At 41.9% G+C, this 11,919-nt stretch carries 12 protein-coding genes and 1 tRNA gene; 3 read left to right on the top strand and 10 right to left on the bottom strand.

Features of this window, described 5'->3' with window-relative positions; genetic code table 11:
• Nucleotides 1-132: 132 nt before the first annotated feature.
• Nucleotides 133-945 (bottom strand): carbon-nitrogen hydrolase family protein, encoded by an 813-nt coding sequence (locus V7K84_RS31685; RefSeq protein WP_334844146.1) that lies wholly within the window; start codon nt 943-945, stop codon nt 133-135.
• Nucleotides 946-1,156: 211 nt separating this feature from the next.
• On the opposite strand from V7K84_RS31685, the gene V7K84_RS31680 reads away from it, so the two are divergent.
• Nucleotides 1,157-1,750, top strand: coding sequence for a MarC family protein (locus tag V7K84_RS31680; RefSeq protein ID WP_334844144.1), 594 nt, complete (start codon nt 1,157-1,159; stop codon nt 1,748-1,750).
• Nucleotides 1,751-1,898: 148 nt separating this feature from the next.
• Here the strand turns inward: V7K84_RS31680 and trxA are convergent, their stop codons facing one another.
• From trxA to V7K84_RS31655, 5 genes are all read right to left on the bottom strand, one after another.
• Complete coding sequence (gene trxA, locus V7K84_RS31675) at nt 1,899-2,222, bottom strand: thioredoxin (RefSeq protein ID WP_104909616.1); 324 nt, start codon at nt 2,220-2,222, stop codon at nt 1,899-1,901.
• Between the two features lie 350 nt (nt 2,223-2,572).
• A complete protein-coding gene (locus V7K84_RS31670; protein ID WP_334844142.1) occupies nt 2,573-3,736 on the bottom strand; it encodes a GuaB3 family IMP dehydrogenase-related protein in 1,164 nt (387 codons plus the stop codon).
• Nucleotides 3,737-3,885: 149 nt separating this feature from the next.
• Nucleotides 3,886-4,416: a YdcF family protein gene (locus V7K84_RS31665; protein ID WP_099101842.1), complete on the bottom strand. Its 531-nt coding sequence runs from the start codon at nt 4,414-4,416 to the stop codon at nt 3,886-3,888.
• 409 nt (nt 4,417-4,825) lie between these two features.
• Nucleotides 4,826-4,899: transfer RNA gene (locus tag V7K84_RS31660), tRNA-Arg, on the bottom strand.
• A gap of 33 nt (nt 4,900-4,932) precedes the next feature.
• A complete protein-coding gene (locus V7K84_RS31655) occupies nt 4,933-6,054 on the bottom strand; it encodes a tocopherol cyclase family protein (protein ID WP_334844139.1) in 1,122 nt (373 codons plus the stop codon).
• 29 nt (nt 6,055-6,083) lie between these two features.
• On the opposite strand from V7K84_RS31655, the gene V7K84_RS31650 reads away from it, so the two are divergent.
• Together V7K84_RS31650 and V7K84_RS31645 are read left to right on the top strand one after the other, a co-directional pair.
• Nucleotides 6,084-6,695 carry a J domain-containing protein gene (locus V7K84_RS31650; protein WP_334844137.1) on the top strand — a complete coding sequence of 204 codons (612 nt, stop codon included), beginning with the start codon at nt 6,084-6,086 and terminating at the stop codon, nt 6,693-6,695.
• 486 nt (nt 6,696-7,181) lie between these two features.
• Entirely contained in the window at nt 7,182-7,931 is a 750-nt protein-coding gene (locus V7K84_RS31645) for a hypothetical protein (RefSeq protein WP_334844134.1), read from the top strand.
• 588 nt (nt 7,932-8,519) lie between these two features.
• On the opposite strand, the gene V7K84_RS31640 is transcribed toward V7K84_RS31645, so the two are convergent.
• The 4 genes from V7K84_RS31640 to V7K84_RS31625 form a co-directional block, all read right to left on the bottom strand.
• Nucleotides 8,520-9,353 carry a metallophosphoesterase gene (locus V7K84_RS31640; protein WP_334844131.1) on the bottom strand — a complete coding sequence of 278 codons (834 nt, stop codon included), beginning with the start codon at nt 9,351-9,353 and terminating at the stop codon, nt 8,520-8,522.
• Nucleotides 9,354-9,571: 218 nt separating this feature from the next.
• Nucleotides 9,572-10,399, bottom strand: coding sequence for a metallophosphoesterase (locus V7K84_RS31635; RefSeq protein ID WP_334844128.1), 828 nt, complete (start codon nt 10,397-10,399; stop codon nt 9,572-9,574).
• Nucleotides 10,400-10,796: 397 nt separating this feature from the next.
• Complete coding sequence (locus tag V7K84_RS31630) at nt 10,797-11,069, bottom strand: GlsB/YeaQ/YmgE family stress response membrane protein (protein WP_094348080.1); 273 nt, start codon at nt 11,067-11,069, stop codon at nt 10,797-10,799.
• A 569-nt stretch (nt 11,070-11,638) separates the two neighbouring features.
• Nucleotides 11,639-11,905, bottom strand: coding sequence for a hypothetical protein (locus V7K84_RS31625; protein ID WP_334844126.1), 267 nt, complete (start codon nt 11,903-11,905; stop codon nt 11,639-11,641).
• Between the last annotated feature and the right edge of the window lie 14 nt (nt 11,906-11,919).

Below are 11,919 nucleotides of genomic sequence, written 5' to 3'. Positions count from 1 at the left end.
GGGGCACAAGAGGCAGAGGTGCAAAGGGGCAGAGGGGCAGAGGGGAAAGAACTTGTACAAGAACTCTCCTCTGCTTCTCTGCTTCTCTGCTCCTCTGCTCCCCTGCTCCCCTGCTCCCCTGCTCTCTACTCCCTAGAACACCCGATGTTGTAAAGAGGGCATTTGACGCCGGACTTGTTCCAACCTAGTCGGTTTGATTTCTGCGATCGCAATTCCTGGTTTTTCTCCAGCATCGGCTAAAATTACACCCCAAGGGTCGATAATGACCGCGTGACCGTGGGTTAGACGACGGGCGTAGTTATTCCCCGTTTGGGCGGGAGCAATGACGTAGGCGGTATTTTCGATGGCTCTGGCTTGTAGTAGTACTTGCCAGTGGTCCTTACCTGTAAAGGCGGTAAAAGCGGCGGGAATAAAGATAACATCGGCTCCCTTATCTGCCAAATGACGATACAGTTCAGGGAACCGGACATCATAACAAATAGAAAGTCCTAGATTACCGAGTTTTTCTGAAAAATAGACGGGGGGTAATTGCGTACCAGCCACAACAGTGCTGGATTCCCGATAGGTGTTGCCGTCGGGGACATCAACATCGAATAGGTGTACTTTGTAGTAGCGGGAAAGTTCTTGACCGCTGGGGTCGATAAGTAGAGTGGTGTTATAAACTTTGCCTGTATTGTCTACCGGAACTGGAAAGCTGCCGCCCAAGATCGTAATTTGAAAGCGTTGAGCCATTTTTTTGAGAAATTTTTCACTTTCAAGAGCGATCGCATCACCTTGTGCGAGTTTATCTTTTTCTTCTCCCATATAGGAAAAGTTTTCTGGCAAACCTACCAATTCAGCTCCTTGACGCACGGCAAGCTCTATTAATTCTTCTGCCTGTGCCAAATTTTTATGTAAATCGGGCACACTGGTCAATTGAATAGCGGCGGCTAAATAAGACTTCATAGATTCAACAACAAACAGTTGATTTATGGAAGATAGATTATCAAAATATATCGCTACTTCAAAATCTGTGGAACTTAATTAGAAATCCATCAGGGTTCCTTTTCTTTAACAGACTTGTTTTATTGCTGCTGTTAATCTTCCTCTGGGTTCTAGCAAACTGAGCAAGATAAAGATTAGGTTTGCGATCAAACCCTGATAAAGGCTACCTCCTGTGGATATTTCTATTCTCATTCAAACATTTATCGCTGTGTTTGTCTTGGCGGATGCTGTAGGCAATATACCGATTGTTTTAGTTTTGACTAAGGGCATGATGCCAGACCAAAGAAACAAAGTTATAGATAAAGCAATTATCATTGCGATCGCAGTTCTTTTGCTATTTGCCTTTGCAGGGCAAATAATTTTAAATTACTTGGAAATCAGTATCGGCTCTTTGCGAGTAGCAGGGGGAATACTGTTGCTGTTAATTGCTTTGCAAATGCTACGGGGAGAATTAGACCAGCCAATTCTTGAAGAAGGACGCGATGTCGCAATTACTCCACTAGCTTTACCACTGTTAGCAGGACCCGGTACTTTGACAACGGTGATGTTGCTGATGTCGAAATCACAGAGTCCGCATATTGCTGTGGCGGTGGGTATCTTAGGGGCAATGTTTATCACTTGGTTGATTTTGCGTTTAGCAAATCTGATTGACCAGTGGATTGGTGCAGAAGGTGGAGTAATTGTGACTCAACTTTTGGGTTTTCTGTTAGCGGCGCTAGCAGTGGAAATTGGTAGTACTGGAATTAGGGAGTTGTTTTTGAGCTAGAAAACTCCTAAAAATATTCTGAAAGTGTATACAAATGTAAACAAGTTTGATAGACGACAAATTCGCGCCTCTCAAACTTGTTTATGAAAATTAACTTAAAGTTAGAACAAAATGGATAACTCAAGAGGATTTGATTGCCGATTGAGTTTCAAAGATGCTTTTCGAGAGTGGAAGCTAATGTAGTTTTAGGCACAGCGCCAACCACCATATCGACTTTTTGTCCACCCTTAAAAATCATTAATGTGGGAATGCTGCGGATGCCATATTGACTAGCAACATTAGGATTTTCATCTGTGTTGACTTTTACGACCTTTATTTGACCTTTGTACTGTTCGGAGATTTCATCGACAACAGGAGCTACCATACGGCATGGTCCGCACCAGGGTGCCCAAAAGTCAACTAAAACTGGTACATCGCTGTCGAGTACTTCTTGCTTGAAACTAGAATCGGTAACTTGTGCGGCTGTTGACATGCCTAAAACCTTCGCCAATAATATCTGAGCTTGGTGAAAATTCTACCATAGCAAAAACCTCAGCTTGGGAGTGCGAGGATGTACATTTGCAAAGAAGCTCTAGAATTTGTTTATATTATTTATAAACATAAGGAACCGCCCGAACAGTAGTCCGGGCGGAGTGTGGTGTGAGGAGTGAACGGAAACATGCGTCTCCGCTATCTCTATTGTAAGCGACATATCGGATTTTTCCAGCAATTGTTTAGGGGGCCAGAAAAATTTATTGAAGGATTATTGGGGATAAGGGATTAGGAATTAGGATTAAAATAACTCTTTTCCATTACCCAGTCCCCAGTTCCCAGTCGCAAATTCTATTTCCCCATACCTAATTGTTGAGCTTTTTGGTAAACTTTGCCCTCGGTTAATAAAGAAGGTGCGATCACAACTTCCACTTGCTGCATTTCTTTAATATTTTTGGCTCCTAAAGTGCCCATACTCGTCTTTAAAGCTCCTAAAAGATTGTGAGTGCCATCATCTAGTCCTGCTGGGCCAATGAGTATTTGCTCTAAGCTACCAGTGGTGGCAACGCGAATGCGGGTGCCACGAGGCAAGACTGGGCTGGGAGTCGCCATACCCCAATGATAACCTCGTCCTGGGGCTTCTATGGCTCTGGCAAAAGGGGAACCAATCATCACACCATCTGCACCACAGGCGATGCATTTGCAAATGTCGCCACCGGTGATTAAACCGCCATCAGCAATAATGGGGATATAGTTGCCAGTTTCGTTGTAGTAATCATCTCGTGCTGCGGCACAATCTGCGATCGCAGTTGCCTGTGGCACACCCACACCCAATACCCCACGAGAAGTACAAGCCGCACCAGGCCCAATTCCTACCAATACCCCAGCCGCCCCAGCTTTCAACAAATTCAACGTGACTTCGTAAGTCACGCAATTCCCCAACACCACGGGGATGGGCATGGAACGACAAAATTCTGCTAAATCGAGTGGTACTAAAGACTCTGGTGACAGATGTGCAGTAGAAACTACCGTAGCTTGGACAAAAAATAAATCTGCCCCAGCCTTGGCCACTGCCTCACCGTATTTACTTGCACCGGCTGGAGTCGCACTCACCGCTGCAATGCCACCTTGTTGTTTAATTTCCTGAATACGTTGTTCTATTAATTCCGGTTTTATTGGTTCGGCATAGAGTTCTTGCATGAGGGCAACAAATTCATCTTTCCCCACAGAGGCAATCCGATCTAATATTGGCTCTGGGTCGGCATAGCGAGTTTGAATACCCTCTAAATTGAGGACACCTAATGCTCCTAACTGTGACAAACGTACAGCCATACGAACATCTACTACGCCATCCATAGCACTAGCAATTATCGGGATTTCTCGCTCAATATTGCCAATACGCCACTTAGTATCTGCCAAACTGGGGTCTAGTGTTCTATTACCAGGGGCTAGAGCAATTTCATCTATTCCGTAAGCTCTGCGAGCTGTTTTTCCCCGCCCAAGTTGAATTTCCACGCTTTAACTTTACTCAAATCTGTTTAAGCTAGGGTATCAAATTGTGGGGAAATTTGGGGCGTTTTTTTCCCGAACCATATAAGTGACTAGTGACGGTTGTCATTAGTCTTTTGGATTTTGACCGATTAAAAATCCAAAATTAGTTGGATTTACCGTTTATTTTTAGCGGCATCCACACCAGTGTAACCAGTTGCTAACCAAATTATCGCTCTAGCTCCATCACGAACAGATTTTTCGATAGATTCAGGGGGTTTTTCGGAAGGAACTGGCACTGGTTTTAAATAAATACCCCGACTACCTAAAATAATTTCGCCGATGACACAAGCCCGGCGCATGTGGAAGTCGGAAGTAATCAAATAAACGCTCTTAATGCCGCGAGCTTGCAAATCATCTACCAAAGTAGTAAAATTAGTAACTGTATCTACTGCTTCATAATCCAAGTGTAAACGTTGAGGATCAACACCAGCTTTGGTAAACACTCTTTGGGTGAATGTACGTGGACTGCCGCCTGTAATCCAAATGGGTATATTTGGATGCTCCCGAACGAATTTTGCTGTAAATTTTTCTCGCTCTAAATGTCTCGTTGAACCACCTAACACTACAACTGCTTGCGGCTGCACAAATTGGTTTTGTACTTCTTTGTATCCCCACCACATAAATATTGGTAGGACAAAAGCCATAAAACGAAAAGATTTATTTGTAAAGAGTAGCTTATTCAAGGCTCAATAACTTAATTTACTTAGTACACAATTTTCTCTGGCTATAAGAAAAAACAATTGATAGTAGAGTAGCAAACTTCCAAAGAATTTGCCCAAATTCTGCCCAAATATAAATTTGGTTGGTTTTCGTGTAGCAGCGCGATTAAACGTGCCTGGAGTTTTTCCTCTAATTGATGGATTATCCTAACCGATATCGAACGATCCATCAAAGAGTTCTAACCACTTTATATAGTAGTTCTCAATTGCACAGAATCAGCAGCCAGTCGCGTGGACGGATATCCCGACTTGGGCGAACAGGTGTACCACTGTTAGGGGCACAGCAATGCTTTTACCATATTAATTGCTGTATATATGAATTGTCTAAAGATAACGGGACTGGTGCGACTTGAACGCACGACCTGACGCTTAGGAGGCGTCCGCTCTATCCAACTGAGCTACAACCCCAACTGCGAAGCATATATAATTATAGCAGTAGTTTTAGGTAGACTGCCAAAAATTATCCCAAGAGCCGCCGCCTACTTCTAAACCACAAAGAAAACTTTCGGCTTTTAGAATTATTTTAGATTTTCTCCCATTTAGTTCTCGTAACTCTAAATTTAGTTTTCCTTGCATGGTGTCCCGGCAACAGTATCTTAAACCTTCTGCTGTCGGCGCACGTAGAGGTGTACCAGGTAAATCTGTGGTTCCTGTTAATTCAATTTCATAACTAGAGTTGCTAGCTTTCATTTGCCATCTACCCCAAGGCTGAATTTCCCACTCTACTTGGGAATTCCAGGGAACAAATTCATAAAACTTGCCTTGATAGTGCAGTCCAATCATCGCTACAGATTCCATCCACCACAGCACACCCCGCCGTCCACCACCAGCAGTTAATGCTAAGTCGGGTTCGCCCTCGAAGCAATTACAGTTTATCCAAAACCATTTCTGAGGAAAAGCACCACCCCAATTTTTCTCGCCGTAGGCTGGGGCGTTAGTGAATTCGTAGATTTTGCCATTCCAGTCAATCTTCCCACTGGCTAAACCGTGAGCCATCAAAATTTGCCATCCAGGTTCAAAAATCTGCAAGAATGACAGCCAGCCTGCGGTTGATTGCTGAATGCCATTTTGATTACCCCAACCATATACTGGTTGAATTTCATACTGCCAACGGCAATAATTATTGGTGGCGCGTTCGCCCTTGGCGTTGGCGAAGCCATCGCGAATTATTCCCTGATTCAAGGTGGCTGTAGCTTGATATCCCTCTTGAACGTGATACTCAAACTCTGCTGGCAGGAGGTATAGGGGAGAAACTTGCAAATTATTTTTACCCCAATGACCTAAACCCAAAACATCCCGACTACCCCAAAATTTGTTGACATCAGGAAAAGTACGGCAGAGGTACTCATCATCAGGGCCGAGGATTTGGGCTGCACCGCCGCTGTAAGGTTTACCGCCGATGGGATCTTCAATGGAGTACATAAAGGCGAATGTTTGCCCAATTTCCGGCAACGTGACGCGGTAATACCAGCCTTCAAAGAAACGACGGCTACTGCCATCCCAGTGATAACCAGAATGGGGCGTTTGGGTTGATTGGAGAGGATTTATGGGAATAGTTAACATAGATTTATCTAATTGCCGATTTTTTCAGTATGCGCGATGTCTTTGATATCAATGATGCTTATGAAATTCTTGGGCTGAAACCCGGTGCTTCTCAAGCACAGGTGAAGCGAAGTTACCGTAAACTGGTGAAAATTTGGCATCCCGATCGCTTTGTCGATCAAAAGCAAAAACAGGAAGCTGAGGAAAAAATCAAATCAATCAACGCAGCTTACAACAGGCTCAAATCTGAAAATCCATCTGAGCCTCCTATTCCTGAAAATCCATCTTCATCTTCGCCTAAAAATCCCCCAAAAATATCTGTCAATCGTTGGGATGCAGAAACTTTCTATACTTTAGGAGTAGAAAATGCTACACAAGGAAGATATGAAGATGCGATCGCAGATTTTACCCACGCAATTCGTCTCAATCCTCACTATATTGACGCGTATAAATATCGTGGGCTAGTTTGCTCTCAACTAGGATACGAATATAGAGCCGCTTCAGATTTAAATAAAGCTGCACAAATAGAAGAAGAGTTAAGAAATCCGGGGAGTACGCGTAGATCGCGATCGCCTAGATATGTATCAAAACCTAGACCTCTGGTAGAAAGATTTTGTCAAAGGATAAAAAGTTTACTGCGACTAAATCGGCGTTGGAGATAAGCAGCAGATATAGTTTAAGACACTTCAGGCGACGACACCAGACCTAGAGTAACTCCAATATGGTTCGATTAAGGCAAGAGACGCGATGAATCGCCGTAAAGACAAAAGACTGATTATTGTAGAGACGGCGATTTATCGCAATTAAGCTTTGGCGATGCGATATTTAACAACAAATTAAAAATTTAGAAAATTGAAGCAAATTGCTAGATTTTTCGATCGATGCATTAATTGACAGTTTGATAACATCCATCTTTGGGATACTCTTTCTCTTGATTAAGTATTAACTCTCTAAAGATTAAGTATTAACTCCCTGGAGATAGAGCCACTTGTTTGAGGGCAGAGGTTATTCTGATATCACCAACAGTTGAGTAGCAAATAAGACTCAATATTTATCAGCAACATATATTTTCAGTTCATTAAAACCTTTTGTTTTCTACAAAGCTTTAGTTCGTCAATATTTTAATCTGAGGAGTTAAATCAACGGCTATGTCTATTCCCAATGAACGCGAAATCAAAAACAGTGAAGTCAAGCAAGAATCTTACACTGATATTAATGGTAATATTCACACTGACTTGACGCGAACCACTGAAACGGTTAAGAACAATACAACTAATCCCAACTCTTACACTAACGGTTACGTACAAGGTCGAAATGTTGAGCGTAACTACCAGCAAGCAGATTTAGCCCAGCGTGATGAAAACAATGCTAGTGGTGGTTTGTTGTTGGGTATTATCATTACTTCCTTGCTTGGTTTAGTTATAGGTGGGGTTTGGTACTTCAACCAGCAGAATAACGCAGCGGTTAACAATGCTGTGCCGGTCGTGGTTCCTGTTCCGAGTAAGAGTAATCCAACTCCCAGTGCATCTCCTCAACCACAAACGAAGATAATCGAAACCATTAAGGAAGTACCTGTACCTGTTGCTGTTCCTGTTCCCCAACAGCAAGTTACACCTCCCTCTGCACCTCGCCAACCGGATATTAACATTACTATTCCACCCCAGCAGCCTGCGGCAGAAAAACCACCTTCTGTAACCCAGCCAGCCCCTCAAGCTACACAAAGTCCGGCGACGAGTCCAACTACTAATACTCCGGCTTCGCAGAACGATAGTTCTACTAATACTGTTGCTCCTGGTACGAAAAGTGACACTTCTAAAACCACTACACCTCAAGGAGTAGACCAGTCAAACAGTACATCTAATAGCGGTTCTTCTACCGCAGGCGGTTCTGGTCAATAAAGGCTTCTGAACTTTCAGCCCACTTGGTAATGTTGGCGTGAATGCCAATATTACCAAGTGGGACAAATTTTAAGCAATATTTCTGAATTGTTGCGATAAATTAATGGTATTCAAGTTTAGTAAAGGTGTCTTGTAGCTAAACAAACACAATGCTAGATTAAGACCAAGGTACAAACAGGTTAAAAGTTAAACAAAAACTTTCAAGTTAGAGCCTGTGCCTCCTGCTCTAATCTTCTCGCGATCGCTATGATTGGTTGTGGCATCCGTTGAATGTGTTTTTGCCTTAAGTTCAATGAGTTGTTTTGGAGGTTTTAGAACGCACAGCCAGAAAATGCCTGCCTAGTTGGAATGTAAGGATGTGCAATTCTGAGGAAAGCGATCGCGAATACTGTCCACCTTATTTTGAGTTAGTCATTTCTGAATTCTCCAATCTTCAAGAAACCGCCCCAAGCTATTGAGATTTATCCATCGTAGCTTCAGGCGGTTTCTGCTTTTAGTTTATGTATTTAAATTGCACTCTGACCTGTGGGCTGTCATTTGTCTTTTGTCCTTTGTCATTTATTTCGACCAATGACCAATGACTAATGACTAATGACCAATTAAAGTAATTACAGTCACTTCAGGCGGACAAAATAAACGTCCTGGTTTATAAGTTCCTAAACCACGATTGACATATAGTTGATTTTCTTCTACCTTGTGAAACCCTTGCGCCCACTCCCAATATCGGACTACTTTCGAGCAGTCTCCTAATAAAAATGTTACCCAACGCCGTAATTTTTTGGGAATTTGTTTGAGTAGCTTTTTGTAATAGAGTACTAGAGGGCCAATGCCCGGAATGACAATGTGACCACCGTGGGTATGACCAGATAGTTGCAAATCTACGCGCCATTGTTGCAATATCTTGGCTGTATCTGGATTATGAGATAAAACGATGCGCGGTGTAAGCGAGTCTAGTTGATTCATCACTGGTGCGGGGTAAAATTCCCGCGACCAATAATCAGCTAGTCCTACCAATGGTAATTCTTTTCCTAATGGATAGGCGATTTCATTCCAAAGTACGTGAACCCCAATGCTGGTTAACGCTTGTGTAACTTCTGCTTTGGAGTGGCTGTAATAGATATCGTGGTTCCCAAGTACGGCGTAGATACCACAGCGACTTTGCAAATGTTTCAGTCGATGCACCAATTGATGAATTGGTGTGGGATCGTCAGTTACGTAGTCACCAGTTAATAGAATTAAATCTGGTTCAGCTTCATTAGTAAGTGCGATCGCTTTTTCTAACATCTCTTCCGACAGTCGCAAACCATCGTAGTGAAAATCTGACAACTGTACTAACGTTGTACCTTGTAAAGATGCAGGAAGTTCCGCAATCTTAACCGTTATTTTATCTACTCTTAAATGTCCCGTAAACAACCAATGCATAAGTTAACCGATACTCCTCATACCAGCGCTTACAGCTTACCAAAAATAAAAATGTAACTTGATAAAATGCAATAATTTATGTCATCTATTTCAGATACAATTAATTCATTGATTTAAATTTTGGAGATGAAAGTAGCAGGTTATGCCTGAGTTTGCAGGCACTCATTAGTCAGAATACCTGCTGAAATTGCGTTCTTTTTTGTTAAATTTGGAATTACCTACTCACCTTGTAGAGTGATTATAGTAACTTCTGGAGGGCAAAATAAGCGTCCTGGGAGGTAAGTTCCCAAACCACGATTGACATATAGCTGATTTTTACCTAGCCGATGCAAACCCTGCGCCCATTCCCAATGCTTGACTACAGAAACATTTACTTCTAAAAATGGGAATCGACGCCTCACTTTTCTGGGTATTTTTTTTACAAGCTTTTCGTAAAACAACGCCGCAGGGCCAATTCCGGGAATCACGATTTGACCACCGTGAGTATGACCAGATAATTGTAAATCAACTCGCCATGCTTGTAATATCTCCGCAGTATCTGGGTTGTGGGATAAAACAATGCAGGGTGTGTCGGGGTTTAGCTGGTTCATAACTGTTGCGGGGTGGAATTCCCGTGACCAATAATCAGCCAGTCCAACGAGTGGTAATTCTTTTCCTAGTGGATAGACAATTTCGTTCCAAAGGACGTGAATTCCAATATTAGTAAGGGCTTCTGTAACTTCTGCTTTTCCGTGTTTATATATATCGTGATTGCCAAGAATAGCATAGATACCACTGCGACTTTGCAAATGTTTGAGTCGAAGTACCAGTTGGTGAATTGGCGACGGATCGTCAGTTACGTAGTCACCAGTTAATAAAATTAAATCTGGTTTAGCTTCGTTAGTAACTGCGATCGCTTTTTCTAACATCTCTTCCGACAGCCGCAAACCATCGTAGTGAAAATCTGACAACTGCACCAGCTTTTTACCTTGTAACGATGCAGGCAACCCTGCAATGTTAACCGTTAATGCTTCTGTACTCAACGGCCCAGATAACAACCAATGCATAAGACGTTCAATAAAGCTCAATCATAGCGTTTACAAGCTTAACTGAACATTGTTGGTTTGGGTGTAGCAACCAGTGCAACTTGTTGAAAATTTTATGAAAGCTATAGATTTTAGTGTATTTATACTCAGCTAAGTTGAATACAACTTTGCCACGAACTGCTTTTTTGGTTTGAAATTTGATATGGATGCTAAAAAAGGATTGCGTTTATATCAATTACATGTTTGAAATGGGCTGAATTGAATTCTTTTCACTTTAAACAAATTATTTATATTGCAAAACAATCAAAAAAATAACGCCTACCTGTCATTATGGTGGCGCTATTTTTTTAATTTAATTCACAGTTAAAAATAGTTAAATGAATTTGCTAAATCTTTGTCATTGATTTACCGCAATTTTTTATACAGCACTGCGGTTGGTTAATAAATTCCACAAGAAAACTGCGACAATTGCACCAAGAACTGCTACCGCAATACCTGGAATGCTAAGACTAGGAGCTGCTAGAGATAAAGTTCCCGTACTGAAGAATACACCTAAACTCCCGCCAACAAAAGCACCGATGATTCCTAACACAATTGTTCCTAGAATTCCGCCACCTTGATGACCAGGGTAGATAGCTTTTGCGATCGCACCAGCAATCAGACCTAAAACAATCCAAGCAAGAATATTCATTGTTGTTAAGTTGGTAAACGTTTTTGACTTACAAGTACATATTAACGATCTTCATTTCTAACTTAATCTACCATCAGAATTAATTATGAATATCCATTAGGAATAGTTTAATTGCTACTATAGCGTTTCCTAAGGAACTGAGGTACACCCAAATCTTTGTGAGCAAGGTTAGTAGCTTTGAAAACGTACCTCACCAGATCGGGAACCGCTATAAGCTTTTTGATAATATATTGCGGCTAACATCCAGCTTAGGACAAGTCCGTTATGGATAGCTGTGACAGTTGCTCTCTTGCGATTTGCCAATGTCCCAAGCTGTCTGACAACTGCTATATGACCCATTTGAGGCAGATAGTCAATTAAAAAAAAGCTCCTAGTAGGTCTTTAACTAGGGGCTTATATAAACTATTGCTTGGTAATTGCAGTATATGCATTTTTAATTAGCTCTCTCCTCTACTAGAAGAATTAAGCTGAGTTTTTAGAGACTGTCTCTAAAGTAATGTAAAGGAAGCAAAATCAGATAATTGAGACGATCGTCTATCTCTACCAACCTCATATATGGCTTTTAATTTTTAATCGCTTATCCCACGATCGCTGCCGATGACTCGATGGCTGATCGATGGGAACAGTCTGCCGTAAGACCAATGCATACTTATGAAAATCAGACTTACTAAAGTCAGCAGCATGACGCCCAGAATCGTTGTATATGACTTGGTGCGCCACCAAAATCCATTTGCACCTAGTCGCACCAGCTTCCATAAGCTAGCTATATCGACGCTTTCGGAATCGTGAATGGTGATTGCTAAAGATGCTGCTGTGTTTTGTCGTGCAATTGTCATTTTAATTACTCCTT

The sequence above is a fragment of the Nostoc sp. genome (assembly GCF_036917315.1).
Lineage (GTDB): Bacteria > Cyanobacteriota > Cyanobacteriia > Cyanobacteriales > Nostocaceae > Nostoc.
This window is presented reverse-complemented; position numbering and strand designations above follow the sequence as displayed.